We start from the raw sequence: 17,605 nt of genomic DNA, 5'->3' as shown, positions 1-17,605 counted from the left end.
TGCGGTCAACCCTGGCATCGATCACTCACCCGGGTGAACGTTCCCGGCCACGGCACTAGCGCGTGGCGCGGTTGCGGACCGCCCGCAACGCAACCAGCCCCGCCGCGGCGCCGACTGCGGCCACGGGCAGCGCGACTTTGGCCGCGCGGCGGTGACGGCGGAAGTCGTGTATCGGCCAGTCCTGTGTGCGTGCGTGCCGATGGAGGTCACCGTCGGGGTTGACCGCGTGCGGGTCCCCCACGAGCGACAGCAGCGGCAGGTCGTTGTAGGAATCGCTGTAGGCCGAGCACTGCTTCAGGTCCAGTCCCTGTTCCTCGGCCAGGGCACGCACCGCGACGGCCTTGGCGGGCCCGTGCAGCAGGTCGCCGTTGAGCCGACCCGTGTAGACACCTCCGGAGTACTCGGCTTCGGTGCCCAGCGCTCCCGTGAGTCCGAGGCGCCGCTGGATGATACGGGCCAGCTCCACCGGGGTGGCGGTCACCAACCACACCGGTTGCCCGGCGTCCAGGTGCCGGCGCACGAGCGCGTGGGTACCTGCCCAGATCCGGTTCGCCATGGTGTGGTCGTAGATCTCCTCGCACAGGCTGACAAGGTCGCCCACGTCGTGGCCGGCGACGAAGGCCAGCGCCGACTCCCGTGCCGCGTTGATGTGTTCGGGCTGCTCGTTCCCGGTGATGCGGAAGACCGTCTGGCCCCATGCGAAACGGACCAGATCACGTGTGGTGAACAGATCGCGGGCGGCCAGGCCGCGGGCGAAGTGGTAGATCGACGCACCCCTCAACAGGGTGTTGTCGACGTCGAAGAAGGCGGCTCCCGGCCGGGCGGGATGTGACACGTTCTACTCCTGGCTCGGGTGGGGAGGCGATCCTCCGTCGTCGGGGCCGGAACCCCGTGTGTGGTGAGCCTAAGCCCCCAGGTCGTCGGTGTGTCGCCAGAGGGTCGCGAGGAAAAAGCGGGTGAGGAAGATCACACCTCTCAAGCCATGAGTAGCCTCCGTTCTGCGGGATCACCCCTGACGAGGGTGTCGAATCAGCGCACGTGGTGCACATCCACCCACCGACGTGAAGCATCATTGTTCATGATGGTGACGGTAGGACTGGCATTCATAAGCGCGTTGGTGGGCTGGAGCGGCACTGCTGCCCTCGCCGCGTACGCACAGCGCCGTCCCGGTGTGGCCTCGGTCGCTTGGCTGATCGCCGCACTGGGTATGACGGTTGGGCTGAGCGCGGCCGTGATCGGCGCGATGTTCGATTTCGGCGAGCTCACCTTCCGGCTGCTGCAAACAGGGCTCGGCCTGATCGGGCCGCTCTACATGGCCTGGGGGGCTTTCGAGTTCACCGCCCGGGCCTCCACGGCGCGGTTCGCCTCGCGCCTGCTGCTGAGCGCCTTCACCGTCGTTCCACTGGTCGTGTTCGGCGTGGACCGGTTGAGCGGGCAGTTCGGCTCGACCTTCCCCGCCTTCGCCGACCATTACGACCTCATCCCGCGTGTCCTCGCCGGCCTCGTCCACGGGTTCGCCGCGGTGCTCCTGGCGGCCGCTCTCACCATGGCCGCCCGGCGCGCCCCGATCACCCGGAACACGGGTCTCACCGTCGTCGCCCTGGTCACCCTGAGCGTGCTCCTCTCGGTCGTCGTCAGCCGTTTCGGCCTGGGCGCCCTCGGGCCGCTGCTCATGCTGGGCGCGGTCTCCGCCCTCTGGGGCGCAGCCGCTCTCGCGGTCGACCCGCGCCGGAACGACCACGACGATGACGACGACTACTACTACGACGACGAGTACGACCACGCGGACGAGGACGACTTCGAAGACCTTCCGGAGGAGCCCGTGCGCCGCAAGCGCCGTAACGCCGACACCTACGACGATCTCTACGACGCTCCGCCGCGCCGTTCCCAGGGCTCCAACGCCCGTAGCGTGATCACGATCTACACGATCGCCGACGGCCAGGTGCCCGCCTTCGACCAGCTCGCGGGCGCGGTGGTCTCCGAGGTCTCGCGCAACGAACCCGACACCCTGCTCTTCGCAGCACACACCGTGGCCAGTGCACCGCAGCAGCGCATCGTGTACGCGATCTACCGCGACGAGCTCGCCCGTGAGGAACACGAGCAGCAACCGCACGTGCTGGAGTTCCAGCGCCGCAGCGCCGGCGTCGTCGTGGCCACCAACGTGATCGAGCTCTCCCTGTCCGAGGCCTCGGCCAGTGACGGCCTCGCGACTATGCTCATGCCGCGCTGACCGGTCCGCTCAGGACGGTCGGAGCGGGCCCGTAGCGGCCTCGGACGTTTCGAGAGTGTCACTTCGTTCCGTCGTGTCGAACCGTCCCGACCCCGATGGCGTCCAAGATCGAGTGAAGTACGGTTCCCAACCGGGGTTTCCCGACCGGTGCCGATGGCGTGTGACCAAGACGGCCGGACCACCCAGCCGAAACGCGCGCCGGAGCAAGAGAGAGTGTTCTGGGGTTTCCGATGCGTAAGTTCCTTGTGGTCTTCCTGATCTTCCTGGCTGTCGTGGTGGTTGTGGGTGACGTTCTGGCCCGCAGCTTCGCGCAGAACACGATCGCCGCACGGACCGCCGAACAGATGAACATGTCAGAGGAGCCGGACGTGGCCATCGAGGGCTGGGCCTTCCTGCCCCAGGCGATCAAGGGCGACTACTCCGAGATCGGTCTCAGCGCCGGTAGCGCCACCGTCGAGGGCGTCGACGTGGAACAGGTGAACGTCGACCTCACCGACGTCGGGGCCCCGCTGCCGGACCTCGTCGGCGGGCAGCCCGAGGTCGTGGCCGGCGGGATCGACGGCTCGGTCGTGCTCCCGTACGGCTACCTCGATTCCCAGCTCCCCGAGGGCGTGACCATCAACAATGAAGGAGAGGAGGCCCGCATGTCCGGTGAGCTCGCCATCACCGAGCTGGATCTGAGTACTCGGATCTCCTCCGGGGCCGAGTTCGAGATCGACGACGGCACCCTCCACGTGATCCCGGTCGACGTCGAGGTGGACGGTGCCCCCTCCCGAGTCGTGGACAGCGTCGCCGGGATGCTCGCGTTCAGTATCCAGATCCCCGAGCTCCCCTACGGCCTGCAGATCACCGAGGTAGAACCCACCGGCAGCGGTGTCCGGGTCGACGGCACCGCGCAGGACGTCCCGATCATGGGCGACGAGGCGGCCTGATCGGGATGGAACGGAAGCAGGGGGACGTGGGCGATGTGCTCACGGCCCAGCAGATCGGGGCACAGCTCGGGGAACGTGCGACCCTCGTGCAGATCTCCTCGGCCTTCTGCCAGCCCTGCCGCGCCACACGCCGGATCCTCGAGGACGTGGCAGGCATGGTCGAGGGTGTCGTACACGTGGAGATCGACGCCGAATCCCATCTGGAACTGGTGCGCGACCTCGGTATCACCGGGACACCCACCGTGTTCGTGCTGGACGCCGCCGGACGTGTGGTGCGCCGGGCCGGCGGGCAGCCGCGCAAGCCGGACGTCATCGCCGCGCTCGGTGAGGCCGTTCGCTGAACCGGGCACCGTGCCGCCCTTGAGCTGCTGCGCCGGGCCTGTGATTCACGACACCAGTGACAAACTCCGGCGGGTGCCGGTACCGTCGAAGACGTGACTTCCTTGACGAGCGCGTATCTGACGAAGCGACGGGCAGTGGACTTCTGCCGCGTCGCCGCAGCGCTCTGTCCGTGTCCCTAGGGCGGTCGGGCCCCTATCAGGCCCACGCTGAGCCGTGTCGACCGGTCTCCGTGTCCGCGACGCAGCAGGGACAGCACCTCATGCATGCCGTAATCGGCAGGCCGCGAACCCTCCTGCCGGCATCCTCCCCGCATCCCACCGGAACACCCGCACACCCCGGACCGCACCGGTTCCAGGGGCGGTTTCCGGTACCCGGCGAGAGGAAGCCCTGCGTCCAGGCATGTGAGGCCGGTGAGCACGGTGACCGCCCGGACCCCGCAGATCCCAGCCCCGGACGGAACAGCGGCCCGGGGCACCGAGACGACGCACCGTGACACCGCACGAACACAGGAGGTTCCCCATGAGCCGCTCCGACGTCCTCGTGGACGCCGACTGGGTGGAGGCTCACCTGGACGACGACCACGTGGTCCTCGTCGAGGTCGACGAGGACACGTCCGCCTACGACAAGGGCCACATCCGAGGTGCCGTCAAGATCGACTGGAAGACGGACCTCCAGGACCCGGTTCGCCACGACTTCGTGGACAAGGCCGGCTTCGAGAAGCTTCTTTCCGCCAAGGGCATCGGCAACGACGACCAGGTCATCCTGTACGGCGGCAACAACAACTGGTTCGCCGCCTACGCGTACTGGTACTTCAAGCTCTACGGCCACGAGAACGTCCGCCTGATGGACGGTGGCCGCAAGAAGTGGGAGCTGGACTCCCGCGAGCTCGTCACGGAGGTGCCCGAGCGGGCCGCCACCGAGTACGAGGCCGAGGAACAGGACACCTCGATCCGCGCCTTCCGCGACGAGGTCGTCGACGCCATCGGCACCAAGGCCCTGGTCGACGTCCGTTCGCCCGACGAGTTCACCGGCAAGCTGCTCGCCCCGGCACACCTGCCCCAGGAAGCAGCACAGATCGGCGGGCACGTCCCGACTGCGCGCAACATCCCGTGGGCCAAGACGGCCAACGAGGACGGGACCTTCAAGAGCGCCGAGGAGCTGCGCGAGCTCTACACCAGCGCCGGGGTGGACCTGGACAAGGACATCATCGCCTACTGCCGTATCGGCGAGCGCTCCTCGCACAGCTGGTTCGCGCTGCGTGAGCTCATCGGCGTTCCCAACGTCAAGAACTACGACGGCTCCTGGAGCGAGTACGGCTCGCTGGTCGGGGTCCCGGTCGAGGTGGGGGAGGCCGAGGCCAAGTGAGTGACAGCTGCGGAGCCCCCGAGGGCGGCGTCGCCCTCGCCGACGTGAACGCAGGCGACCAGGCCGTCATCCAGGGCACGGTGACCCGTGGTGGGCAGCCGCTGCGCGGCGCTCACGCCCGGCTGCTCAACCCCTCCGACGACTTCGTCGGCGAGGTGGCCACCGGCGAGGAGGGCACGTTCCGCTTCTTCGCCGCCGACGGTGACTGGAAGGTGCGTGTGCTGGCCTCCCAGGGGTTCACCGGGGAGTACCCGGTGACCGCCGAGGTCGGCAAGGTCGTCGACATCCAGGTGGACGCCTGACACCGGCGCGGGCCGCGGCCCGCGCCGGTGCCCACATGTGAACGGCGCCGGCGGAGGACGGAGGACGTCCCCGCCGGCGCCGTCCTGTACCGAGAGAGCGCCTCCCGGACACTGCGCCGTCCGTGCTGCTCCTGCGCGCGAAGGGCTCGGGACGAACCCCGGGCGTGTCGGTGGGCGGGCTCCTGTCCTGCTCGCAGCCGGGTGCGCGGCGCTTGTCCACAGGTGGGGGCTCGGGGCTGGAAGAGCGTGGCGGTGCCTGCTTGACTTGAGGAACTCAAGGTCGGTCAGGAGGTGCCGGGACGATGTCCACCCCCTCACGTGCCCCCCGCGCACGAGCCTCACGGACCTATGTGGGGTGGCGGCCCGCCGTTCTCATCCCGCACCCCGGTGAGGCCCCGCGCCGACCGGCGCCGGAGGACGCCGGTCCCCCCGAGGGCGGGCGTGCCGGTACCGAGGGCAACAACGAGGCCCACACCGATCGCCCCCTCCACATCGCACTGGCCGGGCTCGGTCTCCTCATGCTGCTGTGCCCACTGCTGTGGGGCTTGCGCATCCTGCCGGGCATCCTGGCCCTCGCCGGGGTGTTCGCCTGCGCGACCCTCGCCGTCCCCGTGGCCGTCGCGCTCCTGCAGGGACGCCACGTGGCCTCCGAACGGGTACGGCAGGCACGTGAACGCCTGGCGGTGGAACGCGACGAACGCGAACGTCTGCTGCACGAACGCCAGCGCGCACACGCCGAGGCCTACACCGCCTGGCAGAGCGCCTCCCGCGCCTACGAGGCCCAGCCGCACTGGTACGGGGTCACTGTGCCCGAGGGCGTGGACTCGGTGATCGTGGCAGGCGGCACCGACGCGGGCTGGTCGGCCCTGCTCACCACGATCGGACTGTCCCGACTGCGGGAGGGTGGCGACCTCACCGTCGTCGACCTCACCGGACACGGGGTCTCGCGGGAGCTCGGGCGCCTGGCCCGCAGGTGCGCGGTCGCCCCCCGGCACTGGGTGCTTCCAGCGGACCTACCGTCGGTCACCCTCGGCACCGACCTCGACGCCGGCCAACGCGCCCGCATCCTGTCGGCGGTGGCCGCGGCCGGGAGCAGGGAAGAAGGGGTCGACGCCGACGAGACACTCCTGCTCCGGCTCCTCGAGGTCCTGGGGCCGCACGCCGGGGTGCGGGAGATCATCGGTGGCCTGCGGGCCCTGCTCACCCGCGCGGACGACGACGCCGAGGACGACCCCGCGCTCTCCCTGCTCTCCCGTGACGAGCGCGACCACGTGCGGGCACGGTGCGGCGACGACCAGGACGTGTGGGCGCGTGCCTGGGAGCTCGAACGCCGCCTGGCCCCTTTCGAAGCTGTCGGGACCCGGGCCGACGACACCGCCTACGCCCAGGTCAAGATCATCTCGGTGGACCGGGCCTCGGGGGAGGAAGCGGCCCGTTCCTACGGCACCTACGCAGTTGCGGCCCTCAGCGAACTCCTGGGGGACCGGCCCGCCGGTACGGCCGCGCCCGCACCGGCGCGGCGGCGCACTGTGGTGGTGTGCGGGGCCGAGCGGCTGCCCGCGGGGGAGTACGAGCAGGTCCTGTCGGTGGCCGAAGGCAGTGGTGTGGAGGTCGTGCTGCTGTTCCGATCCCCCTCGGAACCGGTCCTGGCCCGCTTCGAGGACCCCCGTTGCCTGCCGGTGGTGATGCGGACGGAGGATGACGCCGACCTCCTCGCACGGGCCGTGGCCGAGCACCCCGGCGGGGACCCGGGCCGACTCGCCGTGCACCGGCTCACTGAGACCGTCGGGCGGCAGGCCGAACCGGAGACCGAGACCGAGACCGATGAAGAACGGCTGTTCCCTTCGCCGCACACCGAGTCCGGTGCGGTGGTGCGCAACGCCGCTGCGGCCGTGGCCCCGCTCGATCTCCTGCGCCGTGTGAGTTCGGCCACGGAGTGGGGCAGGGCGACCGCACGGGTCCGAGGCGTCGACGCCCCGCCCGACGGCGGGTCCGGGGACCGATCCCCTGTGCGGACCGGTGGGACCGACGCTGCGGCTCTGCGCGCGCTCCCCGAGACCCTGGCGTTGGTCCTCGACCCCTCCGGCCCGGTCCTGGCCGACACCAACCCGGGTATCCTCACCCTGTCCACGGCCACTCTGGCCACGGTGGACGACTCCTGGAAGTCCGGTCAGGGGACGGATGCCGGGCACGGAACACCCGGCGCGACCGCTCCCCCCGGGCCGCGTACGGGGGGTCGGGGTGCCCGCACGGCACCGGTCACCGGGCCCGACGACACGGGTGGACGGCACGGCCGCGAGCGGGAGTGGTACCCGGCCCCGGTGGGAGCCGACACCGGCCGGTTCCCGGAGCGGGTCCCGCCCAACCTCGGGCCGCCGCCCGAGCGTCTGGACTGGCGAGCCTGACCGGCGGTGGACATTAAGCTTGGCCCGACCATCACCCAAGCCCCGGGCCCGGCGACACCGGGTGATCGAGCGATCGTGGAGTTGAGATGAGCGAACTTCCCTTGCGTGCCCAACTGGCATCGGTACTGGGTAGGAGCGCAGCCGGCCTGTCCCGTGCCACCGGGCGCGGTGACGGCTCCGTCATCGGTGGGCGTGTCGCGCTCAAGGTCCAGCCGGACCTGCTCAGCAGGCTCTCCCGTGGCCGCCGCCTGGCCCTGGTCAGCGCCACCAACGGCAAGACCACCACGACCCGGCTCATTTCCCAGGCCCTGCGCGAGTTCGGTGCCGTGGCCACCAACGAGCAGGGCGCGAACATGCCCACCGGGCACATCACCGCGCTCTCGACAGAGAAGTCCGCGGTCAACGGGGTCCTGGAGGTCGACGAGAAGTACCTCCCACAGGTCATCGAGGCCACCCAGCCGGCCTTCGTCGTGCTCATGAACCTCAGCCGCGACCAGATGGACCGTGCTTCGGAGATCAACCTCCTCGCCAAGAAGTGGCGCACCGCCCTCGGCAAGACCAACACCCACGTCATCGCCAACGCCGACGACCCGCTCGTGGCGTGGGCGGGTCTCGGGGCACCCAACGCCACCTGGGTCTCGGCCGGCCAGCGCTGGAAGGAGGACTCCTGGTGCTGCCCCGAGTGCGGCGCCCACCTCAACCGTGAGAGCGACCCGCACTGGGAGTGCCCCGAGTGCGGTCTGGCGCGCCCGCAGGCCGCCTGGGCCGTCGACAACGACGACGACACCCTCGTGGCCCCGGACGGGCAGCGCATCAAGTTGCAGCTCAACCTGCCCGGTGACGCCAACCGCGCCAACGCCGCCATCGCCGCGGCCACCGCCGCCGGGTACGGGATGCACCCCGAGCGCACCATCGAGCGCCTCCGCGAGATCAGATCCGTGGCCGGGCGTTACACCTCCGTGGTCACCATGGGGGTCGAGGTCCGCCTGCTGCTGGCCAAGAACCCGGCCGGATGGCTCGAGTCCTTCGCCGTCCTCGACCCGCCGCGTGTACCCGTGATCCTGGGGGTCAACGCCCAGGTACCCGACGGCAAGGACACCTCGTGGCTGTGGGACGTCGACTACCGGGTCCTGCGCGACCGGCGCGTCTTCGTGATGGGTGAGCGGCGCACCGACCTCGCGCTGCGCCTGGAGACCGACGGTGTGCCCTTCGAGGTCGCCGATCGGGTCGACGAGGTCCTGGGCCGTCTCAAGTCCGAGCGTCCCGACATCACCAAGGTCGACGTCATCGCCAACTACACGGCTTTCCAACAGATCCGCACGGCGTACGGCCGAGTCCAGTAGGGGAGTTCACGACCATGACCGACACCAGCAGCGCTCTTCGGATCGTGTGGATCTACCCCGACCTGCTGAGCACCTACGGCGACCAGGGCAACGCCCTGATCCTCAAGCGCCGCGCCGAACTACGCGGCATCCCCACCGAGGTCGTGCACGTCCATTCCAGCGACCCGGTACCCGAGCACGGTGACGTCTATCTGCTCGGCGGCGGTGAGGACCGCCCGCAGATCCTGGCGGCCGAGCGCCTGCGTGCCGACGGCGGCCTGGCACGCGCCGCGCACAACGGGGCGTGTGTGTTCGCCGTCTGCGCCGGTTACCAGATCATCGGTGAGAGCTACGGCGACGACGAGTCCAACCCGCTCCCGGGGGTGGGGATCCTCGACATCCGCAGCAACCGCGGCGAGACCCGCGCGGTCGGGGAGATCGTCGCCGACGTGGACCCGGCGCTCGGCGTCGGCCGCATCACCGGTTTCGAGAACCACCGGGGCCGCACCGTGCTCGGCCCGTCCGCCCGCCCGCTGTCCACGGTCGTCCGCGGTATCGGCAACGACGACCGGATCGAGGGTGCCTACCAGGGCCAGATCCTGGGCACCTACCTGCACGGTCCGGCACTGCCCCGCAACCCGGAGCTGGCCGACCTGCTGCTGCGCTGGCGTGTGGGGCAGCTGAGCCCGCTGCCCCCGGCGTGGGGTGAGCGCTTGCACGACGAGCGCCTGGCCGCCGCCCTGCACTGATCCCTCGCACGCGTTCCGTGTGCCCGCCGCGCCCGGGTGCGGCGGGCACACCTGTGTCGGGAGTCGGCCGCCGCGGGGGCGGAATGTCCTGGCGGGACACGTCGCTGTTGCTGAACATGAGGGCAATCGCACTGAACAACTACGGAACCGCCGACGAGCTCACCGAGACCGAGCTCCCCGACCCCAAGGTCGGCCCCGACGAGGTCCTGATCCGGGTCCGCGCCGCGGGGATCAACCCCGTCGACTGGAAGCTCGCCTCGGGCGGCCTCGACGCCGTCGTGGAGGCCCGCTTCCCGCTGATCCCGGGTTGGGACGTGGCCGGTGTCGTCGAGGCGACCGGTTTCGACGCCCCCGAGTACCAGGTCGGGGACGAGGTCTACGGATACATCCGCAAGGACTGGGCGCAGAACGGTACCTACGCCGAACTGGTGTCGGCGAACGTGCGGATGATCGCGCACAAACCCCGTGCCCTGGACTGGAACGAGGCCGCAGGGGTGCCCCTGGCCGGGCTGACCGCGCTGCAGTCCATCGATCGTGTCGCCCCGGTCTCGGGGGAGACGGCGCTCGTCCACGCGGCCGCCGGCGGTGTGGGCTCCTTCGCCGTGCAGATCGCCCGTGCTCGCGGGGCCCGGGTCATCGGTACCGCCAGTGAACGCAACCACGACTACCTGCGTTCCCTGGGCGCGGAACCCGTCACCTACGGCGAGGGCCTGGCGGACCGGGTACGCGCCCTGGCACCCGAGGGTGTGGACGCGGTCTTCGACTTCGTGGGTGAGGGCGCCGTCGAAGCCTCGCTGCCCCTCGTGAAGAAGACGCGCCGCATCGTCTCGGTCGCCGACCCGTCCGTGGCCGATCACGGAGGCCACCACCTGTGGGTGCGCCCGGACCACGGTGACCTGGCCGAACTGGCACGTCTGGCCGACGAGGGCAAGCTCTCGGTGCACGTCGAGCGCAGCTTCCCACTCGCGGGGGCGGCGGACGCCTGGCGCCTCAACCAGGAGGGCCGTACTCGGGGCAAGATCGTCCTGACGGTCTGATCCGGCAGGACCGGACCGGTCGGGGCGAGCGGCATCGCACACGGCCCGTGTCCGGCCTCGGAAAGGCCCGCCGCGGGCCCGCGTCCCATTCGGGCTGCGGGCCCGGACCCGTGCGGCTCAGCGCCGCTCACAGGGGAACGGGAGCGCAGGGCCGCGCCGCCGACGCGCCTGTCGGTACACACGGCCGTGCGCCCCGGTGGGGCCGTGGCTCAGTTGGGACGGCGACGCAGGTTGATCTGGGCGTTGGCGCCGGTGTCGGGGTCGACCACGACCTCCTGGGAGGCGGCGATCTCGTCGACGGTCAGCTCGGCGTCGGTCGGGGCGTTGCGCTTGAGCACACCCAGAGCGATGGGACCGAGCTCGTGGTGGCGGGCCGAGGAACCCACACGCCCGATCTTGCGGCCCTCCAGCTCGATGTCGGCACCGACATCCGGCAGCCGCTCGGCGGTGCCGTCCAGGTGCAGCATGACCAGGCGGCGCGGAGGACGTCCGAGGTTGTGCACACGGGCGACGGTCTCCTGACCGGGGTAGCAGCCCTTCTCCAGGTGCACGGCGCGACCGACCCAGTCGACCTCGTGCGGGATGGTGCGCTCGTCGGTGTCCACACCGGGACGCACTCGGTGCTCGGCGATCCGTTGGGCCTCGTAGGCCCACATGCCCGCCGGCTTGGCACCCGCCTCGGTGAGCGTGTCAGCGGTCTCCCTGACCCGAGCGGTGGGCACGAACAGGTCGCTCTCGTACTCGGAGGCGCGTACCGGCACGTCCGCGGTGTCGAGGGTGTCCACGAGACGGTCGCGGTCCGGGCCGAGCACGGTCAGCACCGCGCGGCTGTCCGACAGGTCCTCGATCTCGACCCGCAGCATGAACCGCATGGAGTCCAGGAACTGTGCCAGAGGGGCGCCGCCGCCCGGTTCGGTGTGGATCCAGGTGGCCTCGCCGTCGTCGACGAGGGACAGATGGTGCTTGAGACGGCCCCGGGTGTCCATGACCAGCGCCTCGGTCCCGGCGCCGGCGGGCAACCCCTGTGTGTACTGGCTGGTGAGATCGTTGAGCCAGTTCAGGCGGTCGGGGCCGGAGACCTTGACCACTCCGCGGTTGGAACGGTCCACCCAGGCGCCGGAACGCTCGATGGCCCGTCCTTCACGTGTGGGGTCCCCGTAGTGGGCGGCCACCCCGTCGTCGGTGGTCTCGGCATTCACGGCACCAGGTGTGGTCAGCAGCGGCGAAGTCATGCCCCCGAGATTATCCGGCCGTCCCACAGGCGGGAAACGCGGCTCTGAACTGCTGTTTCGTCCGGAGAAAAATCTCTTGCCCTGTCCCCGGGCACGGACGTAGTGTCACAGACAGCAAGAAGGGAGGTGGTCCGAAGAATGAGTGATCTTAGGACTTGCGAGGTGTCCGTCCGCTAGGGCGACACCGACGTTCGCGCGGCGTCAGCCCGACGCGAATACCAGACGGACACCCGGACCCCGGGCTGCCGGCCTCGTCCGACCGGCCCCTCCGCGGAGGGAGAAGGCCCGGGGTCTGCCCGTGTCCGGGGACGTTTCACCGGCGCCGGGGGCCACCCCGGACCCTTCCCCCCCCGGTCCGGGCGTATCAGCTCTGCTCGACACCGGCCGGAGCGCTGTCCCCGGTGCTCTCGCCCCCGGCCTTCTTCAACTGCGCCGACATGTACGAGCGCAGGTCGTGGCCGCGGGCGGCCAGGTCCCAGGCGTAGCCCAGGGTCTCCCGCTCCTCACCGAACAGGCCGTAGAGCCGGTGAGAAGCGGTGACCTCGAGTCCCGTGATGGTGTGCATGACCGCGTTCGTGGCCATCTCCACCCGGTTGGCGAAGACGTTTCCCAGGTAGGACTCGATGAAGCCTTCGTTGTGCGAGATGAGCACCTCGAGGTGGATGATGTTCTTCTCGTCGTCCTTGGCGTACTGCGCGGTGTCGCCCTCCGAGAGCGCACGCCAGTAGCCGGACTCCTCAGTGACCAGCTCGCCGAGCGTGCCGTCGGGGTTCATCCGCCAGGCCCGTGACCGGTAGTCCAGGTAGGGCAGGCCCTCGCGCGGGGTGAACTCGACCCGCTGGCCGAACTGGAATTCTTCCTCTTCGGCGTAGCCGGCGACGCCGACGCCTTCCCAACGACCGATCAGGAAGGACAGTTTCGCCAGATCAGGGTGTACCGCAGCGTCCATAGCCCCCGAGCGTAGCCGCGCCCAGGGGGTGCCGGGACCGCCAACGGGCACCACCCTGCGGTCACCGGCCGGGCACGCCCAATTGGCCCCGCTTTCCCGGAGAACTGGTAAAGATTGTCACCGTACGCGGTGAGGTCACGGGGTGTTCGATCCACCGCCGGCTTGAGGGATTCGACGCGTTCAAAGGGGCAGACAGTGTTACTGGTGATCGGTTCGGCGCTGCTCGTGGCCGCTGTGGTCCTCCTGCCGCTGACCGTCATCGGTCTGCGGCGCTGGCTGCGCCGACGCGGGATCACCCGGCTGCGGCCCGCCACGCTCGCTTCCCACGAGGGCGAACGCCTCACGTTGACCGGCGTCGCAGCGCCGGGACCGGAGGGGACCCTCAGCTCGAGCCTGGCGGGTAACGACTGTGTCTGGCACGGCCACGAGGTGCTGCGCCACTACTGGCCGCTCAACCGTGACACAGGCGACTCCGCGGTCCGCGAGCGTGCCTGCGACTCCATCGCCGACCACATGTCCGAGGACCTGTTCGGGCTGGTCGCCGAAGGCGACGACCCCAAGGGCGAGCGGGTCTTCGTCGACCCGGCCGGGTGCGAACAGCGCGGCGCCGAGTTGTGCCTGCAGCGCCTCGTGGAACGGCCCAAGCCCGGGGTGGCCACGGTCGCCGACGACCTGCTGGCCCGGGTGAAAGGGCGCATCTCCGGTGTCTTCCGCGGCGAGACCATCGAGTTCGAGTACCGCGAGTGGGTGATCCGCCCGGGGCGGATCGTGCGTGTGACGGGGGTCCCGGCCGTGCGCGACGGGCAGGTGGTCATCACCGCGCCGGAGGGAGGAAAACTCCTGGTCGAACCGGACGTGGACCTCCAGGAGGACCGTACACCGCCCCGCCGCACCGAGGCCCTCTCGCTCACCGCCGCCTTCACCGTGTGTGCTGTGGCGGGGTCGGTGCTGCTGCTGCTGGGGATCTCGGTAGGCTGAGGCCCATGGCTCGTTCCTTGGTGATCAAGGTCACTGCCGGTGCCGAGGCGCCGGAGCGGTGCAACCAGGCGTTCACGGTCGCGGCGGCGGCCCTGGCGAGCGGGGCCGAGGTCTCGCTGTGGCTGACCGGGGAGTCCTCGTGGTTCGCCGTCCCCGGCCGGGCGGAGGGCTTCTCCCTGCCGCACGCCGCGCCCCTGCCCGAACTCCTGGGCTCGGTGCTGGAAGCGGGGACGGTGACGGTCTGTACGCAGTGCGCCGCCCGCCGGGAGCTCACCCGGGAAGACCTGTTGGAGGGCGTGCGTATCGCCGGCGCCCCCACCTTCGTGGCGGAGACTCTCGCCGAGGGCGCCCAGGCCCTCGTCTACTGACCGCCCGGGAACAGGGCTGACGAGCACTGGTCCCAACACACGTCGGGCCCGCGTCCCGTGGACACGGGCCCGTGACCGGGCAGGACCGGACTATTTCTTGCCCTGGTTCGCGACGGCCTGGATGGCGGCCTTCGCGGCCTCCGGGTCCAGGTAGGTGCCGCCCGGGTTGGTCGGGTGGAAGTTGTCGTCCAGGTCGTAGCGCAGCGGGATGCCGGTGGGGATGTTCAGACCGGCGATCTCCTCGTCGCTCACACCGTCCAGGTGCTTGACCAGCGCGCGCAGCGAGTTGCCGTGCGCGACCACGAGCACGGTGGAACCGGCGGCCAGCTCCGGGACGATGCTGTCGTACCAGTACGGGAGGGCGCGTTCGAGAACGTCCTTGAGGCACTCGGTGCGCGGCATGAGCTCCGGGGGGAGCTGGGAGTAGCGACGGTCGCCCACCTGGGAGTAGGTGTCGTCGTCGGCGATGACCGGCGGCGGGGTGTCGTAGGAGCGGCGCCAGATCATGAACTGGTCCTCGCCGTACTCCTCACGGGTCTGTGCCTTGTCCTTGCCCTGGAGGGCACCGTAGTGCCGCTCGTTGAGACGCCAGGAACGCTCGACCGGCAGCCAGCTCAGGTCGGCTTTCTCCAGCGCGAGGTTGGCGGTGCGGATGGCGCGCACGAGTAGCGAGGTGTGCACGACGTCCGGACGCACACCGGCGTCCTTGAGTAGGTCACCGCCGCGGCGGGCCTCCTCCTCGCCCGTGGCGGACAGGTCCACGTCCACCCAACCGGTGAACAGGCCCTTCGCGTTCCAGACACTTTCACCGTGTCGCAGCAGTACCAGAGTTCCCATGCCGCCCAGCTTAGGCCCTGGCGGGGGGAGGACTCCCATCCCGCTGCGCCGCGAAAGGCGTTTCCCGGACACCGGGCCCACGGACCCCGGCACCGGGGACGCGCCGCTCACCCCGCTCCAGGAGCAGGTGCGGGCGGAGGCCCGGTTCACTCGGGCTGCTCGGCCAAGTGCGCGAACGCGCGCAGGTTGCGGGTGTCGTGGCCGCGTTCCGTGCGCCAGGCCCACTCCTTGCGGATCGCCGAGGCGAACCCGCGCTCCAGAGCGGCGTTGAAGTTCTCGTCGGTGTAGGTCAGCACGCACCCGAGCAGGCGGTCGACCTCCTCCGGCGTGACCCCCGACAGCGGCAACCGTCCGCGCAGGTACACGTCCCCGACCTCGTCCGCGGTGAAGGCCATACCGAACATGTCCGCGCTGCGCTGCATGAGCCACCGGTAGAAGTCGCCGTGGTTCTCGTCGGGCTGCCGGCAGAAGAACGAGGTCAGGGTGAGGCTGTGCGGGCCCACCTCCAGCCACACCAGGGTCTTGAGCTTGGCGGTGCCCGGGATCGTGACCAGGAAGGAGCCCTCGCGGGGAACCTCCATGTCGAGTCCTGCCTCGGCCACGGCCTCGGTGATCGCCTCGGTCGCGGCTTCTCGCGCGGGGTTACTGGCCACCTGTGGGTCCTTCCTCGTCGGTGCCGGCCGCACGTGCCGACTCAGCGGCACGCGGCCATGGGGAGCGGTGCGCGGGGGGCCAGGGCCTGTCCGTACACGTCGAGCAGTTCGTCGACCGTGCGCGACCAGCCCAGGGTCGCGGCATGGCGGGGTGCCGCGTCGGCCAGCTTCGCACGCCAGGCCGGTTCGGCGACGAGCCGGTGCAACTCGGCCGCGTACTCGGCCGGGTCGTGGCCTTCCAGCAGTACGCCGGAGACCCCGTCGGCCACCGCCGTGGACAGTCCTCCCACACGCGCGGCCACCACCGGGGTGCCGCAGGCCTGTGATTCCACGGCCACCAGCCCGAAGGACTCGGAGTAGGAAGGCACCACCGTGGCGGTGGCAGCCCGGTAGTGGTCGGCGAGACGGGCCCGCGACTGCGGGGGCTCGAGCCGCACCACGTCGGCGACGCCCAGAGAACGCGCCAGTTCGGTGAGCAGGCCGGGTTCGTGCATACCCCCGCCGGAGAGCCCGCCGACCACACCGACCACGAGCCGGTCCCGCAGCGAGGGATCACGCTCGATCAGTTCCGCGGCCGCTCGGATGAGCACGTCGGGGGCCTTGAGCCGCTGGACCCGGCCCACGAACAGCAGGAGCTCGGTGCCGTCGGGGAAACCGAGGCTGCGGAGCGCGGAACGCCGATCCCCCGGGGTGAAGGTCTCCAGGTCCACGCCGGGCGGGATCGTACTGATGCGGCTCTCGCTCGCCCCGTAGTGGTGGACGAGCTGGCGCGCCTCGTCGTCGGTGTTGGCGATGAGCCGGTCGGCCTGGCGCACGAGCTGGTCCTCGCCCTTGACCCGCAGTTCCGGTTCGGGGCTGTCCCCGTCGGCCAGCGCGGCGTTCTTCACCCGTGCCATGGTGTGCATCGTCTGCACCATCGGCACACCCCAGCGGCGGGCAGCGGCCACTCCGGCGCGCCCGGACAGCCAGTAGTGGCCGTGCACGAGGTCGTAGTGGCCGGGCGCACCCTCGGCCTCGGCACGCAGCATCCCGAAGATGAAGGGGCACAAGTGGTCGGCGAGAGTGTTCTTGTCCAGGTGTCCGTAGGGACCGGCGGGCACGTGGTGCACGTTCACGCCGGGCACGAGCTCGACGACCGGAGGAAGGTCGGGGTCGGTGGCGCGGGTGAACACGTCCACTGCCACGTTCCGTTCGGCCATGCGGCGGGCCACCTCGACCACGTACACGTTGAGGCCGCCCGCGTCCCCGGTTCCCGGCTGGTCGAGCGGGGACGTGTGCAGGCTTACCGTGGCGACCCGGGACGGTACCGCCGCCCGATCTCCCAGGAGAACTTTTCCAGCCACCGGTGAGCCCCTTCCGTGTTCCGTGCCATCAACCGCTGTGGTCAACAGCGACGAAGGTACACAGTGTTCCCGGCGGGGCGACCCGAGGGGCCGGACTCGACCATCGGGCGGTCAGGGTGTTGTGGCCCACCCGGAGACGAGGAAGTCGACGACGGTGGGTACGGCGCTCTTCCAGGTGCCGAAGCCGTGTCCTCCCGGCAGGATGATCGGTGGCGACCGTCATGCCGTGCTCGTCGAGCAGACCGGCGAAGCGTTCGGCCTCGCCGCGGATTCCGCACCGCTGCGGGATGTGTGTTCCTGTGGCGTCCGTGTTCATCCTCGGCCGCATCGACCGTGCCGCCGGTGGCGGAACTCCCCGGCCCGAGGAGCCGCCGGTGGAGTGGTGGGTCTCTGTACGGTCGCCAGGGCCACAGCGATCACAGCGACGGTGCAGGAGGACACCAGGACAGGGACGTGAACACACTGACACCTCGGAGGACGGTGAGAAGCCGGGACAGGAGCCCGACCACGGACGGGGCGATTGCTTGCTGTGGCGGCGCCGGCCCCGCGTATGCCCGCGTC

18 protein-coding genes are annotated in these 17,605 nt (G+C 70.4%); 12 read left to right on the top strand and 6 right to left on the bottom strand.

What is annotated here, in order from left to right; all coding sequences use genetic code 11:
- Positions 1 to 55 precede the first annotated feature (55 nt).
- Positions 56 to 835, bottom strand: a complete 780-nt coding sequence (locus tag D456_RS0121625; protein ID WP_017578263.1) for an HAD family hydrolase — start codon at positions 833 to 835, stop codon at positions 56 to 58.
- A 246-nt stretch (positions 836 to 1,081) separates the two neighbouring features.
- Between D456_RS0121625 and D456_RS0121620 the strand changes: the two genes are divergently transcribed.
- The 10 genes from D456_RS0121620 to D456_RS0121580 all read left to right on the top strand — a co-directional run bounded on the left by D456_RS0121620 (position 1,082) and on the right by D456_RS0121580 (position 10,684).
- Positions 1,082 to 2,230: a putative quinol monooxygenase gene (locus tag D456_RS0121620; RefSeq protein WP_051049523.1), complete on the top strand. Its 1,149-nt coding sequence runs from the start codon at positions 1,082 to 1,084 to the stop codon at positions 2,228 to 2,230.
- A 230-nt stretch (positions 2,231 to 2,460) separates the two neighbouring features.
- Entirely contained in the window at positions 2,461 to 3,162 is a 702-nt protein-coding gene (locus D456_RS0121615) for an LmeA family phospholipid-binding protein (protein WP_017578261.1), read from the top strand.
- Positions 3,163 to 3,167: 5 nt separating this feature from the next.
- Complete coding sequence (locus D456_RS0121610; RefSeq protein WP_017578260.1) at positions 3,168 to 3,503, top strand: TlpA family protein disulfide reductase; 336 nt, start codon at positions 3,168 to 3,170, stop codon at positions 3,501 to 3,503.
- A 93-nt stretch (positions 3,504 to 3,596) separates the two neighbouring features.
- The gene (locus D456_RS28095) at positions 3,597 to 3,683 is read left to right on the top strand and encodes a putative leader peptide (RefSeq protein WP_355267795.1); all 87 of its coding nucleotides are present in this window, start codon (positions 3,597 to 3,599) and stop codon (positions 3,681 to 3,683) included.
- Positions 3,684 to 4,023: 340 nt separating this feature from the next.
- Entirely contained in the window at positions 4,024 to 4,869 is an 846-nt protein-coding gene (locus tag D456_RS0121605) for a sulfurtransferase (RefSeq protein ID WP_017578259.1), read from the top strand.
- Positions 4,866 to 5,171 carry a DUF1416 domain-containing protein gene (locus D456_RS0121600; protein WP_017578258.1) on the top strand — a complete coding sequence of 102 codons (306 nt, stop codon included), beginning with the start codon at positions 4,866 to 4,868 and terminating at the stop codon, positions 5,169 to 5,171. Before D456_RS0121605 ends, D456_RS0121600 begins: the two co-directional genes overlap by 4 nt.
- Before the next feature lie 302 nt (positions 5,172 to 5,473).
- Positions 5,474 to 7,576 (top strand): hypothetical protein, encoded by a 2,103-nt coding sequence (locus D456_RS0121595; protein ID WP_017578257.1) that lies wholly within the window; start codon positions 5,474 to 5,476, stop codon positions 7,574 to 7,576.
- Positions 7,577 to 7,662: 86 nt separating this feature from the next.
- Positions 7,663 to 8,919: a MurT ligase domain-containing protein gene (locus D456_RS0121590; RefSeq protein ID WP_017578256.1), complete on the top strand. Its 1,257-nt coding sequence runs from the start codon at positions 7,663 to 7,665 to the stop codon at positions 8,917 to 8,919.
- A gap of 14 nt (positions 8,920 to 8,933) precedes the next feature.
- Positions 8,934 to 9,647 (top strand): type 1 glutamine amidotransferase, encoded by a 714-nt coding sequence (locus tag D456_RS0121585; RefSeq protein WP_017578255.1) that lies wholly within the window; start codon positions 8,934 to 8,936, stop codon positions 9,645 to 9,647.
- 116 nt (positions 9,648 to 9,763) lie between these two features.
- The gene (locus D456_RS0121580) at positions 9,764 to 10,684 is read left to right on the top strand and encodes an NADP-dependent oxidoreductase (protein ID WP_026116106.1); all 921 of its coding nucleotides are present in this window, start codon (positions 9,764 to 9,766) and stop codon (positions 10,682 to 10,684) included.
- Between the two features lie 209 nt (positions 10,685 to 10,893).
- Here the strand turns inward: D456_RS0121580 and ygfZ are convergent, their stop codons facing one another.
- Together ygfZ and D456_RS0121570 are read right to left on the bottom strand one after the other, a co-directional pair.
- Positions 10,894 to 11,916: a CAF17-like 4Fe-4S cluster assembly/insertion protein YgfZ gene (gene ygfZ, locus D456_RS0121575; RefSeq protein WP_017578253.1), complete on the bottom strand. Its 1,023-nt coding sequence runs from the start codon at positions 11,914 to 11,916 to the stop codon at positions 10,894 to 10,896.
- A 364-nt stretch (positions 11,917 to 12,280) separates the two neighbouring features.
- Entirely contained in the window at positions 12,281 to 12,865 is a 585-nt protein-coding gene (locus D456_RS0121570) for a nitrobindin family protein (protein ID WP_017578252.1), read from the bottom strand.
- Between the two features lie 204 nt (positions 12,866 to 13,069).
- On the opposite strand from D456_RS0121570, the gene D456_RS0121565 reads away from it, so the two are divergent.
- Both D456_RS0121565 and D456_RS0121560 read left to right on the top strand, forming a co-directional pair.
- On the top strand, positions 13,070 to 13,843 hold the full coding sequence (locus D456_RS0121565) for a GIDE domain-containing protein (protein ID WP_017578251.1): 774 nt from the start codon (positions 13,070 to 13,072) through the stop codon (positions 13,841 to 13,843).
- A gap of 5 nt (positions 13,844 to 13,848) precedes the next feature.
- Positions 13,849 to 14,211, top strand: a complete 363-nt coding sequence (locus D456_RS0121560; protein ID WP_017578250.1) for a DsrE family protein — start codon at positions 13,849 to 13,851, stop codon at positions 14,209 to 14,211.
- Between the two features lie 90 nt (positions 14,212 to 14,301).
- Here D456_RS0121560 and D456_RS0121555 read toward each other — a convergent pair whose 3' ends face one another.
- The 3 genes from D456_RS0121555 to mshA form a co-directional block, all read right to left on the bottom strand.
- The gene (locus D456_RS0121555; RefSeq protein WP_017578249.1) at positions 14,302 to 15,048 is read right to left on the bottom strand and encodes a phosphoglyceromutase; all 747 of its coding nucleotides are present in this window, start codon (positions 15,046 to 15,048) and stop codon (positions 14,302 to 14,304) included.
- A 146-nt stretch (positions 15,049 to 15,194) separates the two neighbouring features.
- Positions 15,195 to 15,701 carry a YbjN domain-containing protein gene (locus tag D456_RS0121550; protein ID WP_017578248.1) on the bottom strand — a complete coding sequence of 169 codons (507 nt, stop codon included), beginning with the start codon at positions 15,699 to 15,701 and terminating at the stop codon, positions 15,195 to 15,197.
- Between the two features lie 41 nt (positions 15,702 to 15,742).
- Positions 15,743 to 17,044 (bottom strand): D-inositol-3-phosphate glycosyltransferase, encoded by a 1,302-nt coding sequence (gene mshA / locus D456_RS0121545; protein WP_026116104.1) that lies wholly within the window; start codon positions 17,042 to 17,044, stop codon positions 15,743 to 15,745.
- Positions 17,045 to 17,605: the final 561 nt, after the last annotated feature.

Source organism: Nocardiopsis kunsanensis DSM 44524 (genome assembly GCF_000340965.1).
Classification (GTDB): domain Bacteria; phylum Actinomycetota; class Actinomycetes; order Streptosporangiales; family Streptosporangiaceae; genus Nocardiopsis; species Nocardiopsis kunsanensis.
This window is presented reverse-complemented; position numbering and strand designations above follow the sequence as displayed.

Coding starts and splice junctions, on each gene's coding strand:
- D456_RS0121590 (WP_017578256.1), top strand. CDS start 7,663: ATGAGCGAACTTCCCTTGCGTGCCCAACTGGCATCGGTACTGGGTAGG.
- ygfZ (WP_017578253.1), bottom strand. CDS start 11,916: ATGACTTCGCCGCTGCTGACCACACCTGGTGCCGTGAATGCCGAGACC.
- D456_RS0121595 (WP_017578257.1), top strand. CDS start 5,474: ATGTCCACCCCCTCACGTGCCCCCCGCGCACGAGCCTCACGGACCTAT.
- D456_RS0121615 (WP_017578261.1), top strand. CDS start 2,461: ATGCGTAAGTTCCTTGTGGTCTTCCTGATCTTCCTGGCTGTCGTGGTG.
- D456_RS0121585 (WP_017578255.1), top strand. CDS start 8,934: ATGACCGACACCAGCAGCGCTCTTCGGATCGTGTGGATCTACCCCGAC.
- D456_RS0121570 (WP_017578252.1), bottom strand. CDS start 12,865: ATGGACGCTGCGGTACACCCTGATCTGGCGAAACTGTCCTTCCTGATC.
- D456_RS0121560 (WP_017578250.1), top strand. CDS start 13,849: ATGGCTCGTTCCTTGGTGATCAAGGTCACTGCCGGTGCCGAGGCGCCG.
- D456_RS0121610 (WP_017578260.1), top strand. CDS start 3,168: ATGGAACGGAAGCAGGGGGACGTGGGCGATGTGCTCACGGCCCAGCAG.
- D456_RS0121605 (WP_017578259.1), top strand. CDS start 4,024: ATGAGCCGCTCCGACGTCCTCGTGGACGCCGACTGGGTGGAGGCTCAC.
- D456_RS0121555 (WP_017578249.1), bottom strand. CDS start 15,048: ATGGGAACTCTGGTACTGCTGCGACACGGTGAAAGTGTCTGGAACGCG.
- D456_RS0121580 (WP_026116106.1), top strand. CDS start 9,764: ATGAGGGCAATCGCACTGAACAACTACGGAACCGCCGACGAGCTCACC.
- D456_RS0121620 (WP_051049523.1), top strand. CDS start 1,082: ATGGTGACGGTAGGACTGGCATTCATAAGCGCGTTGGTGGGCTGGAGC.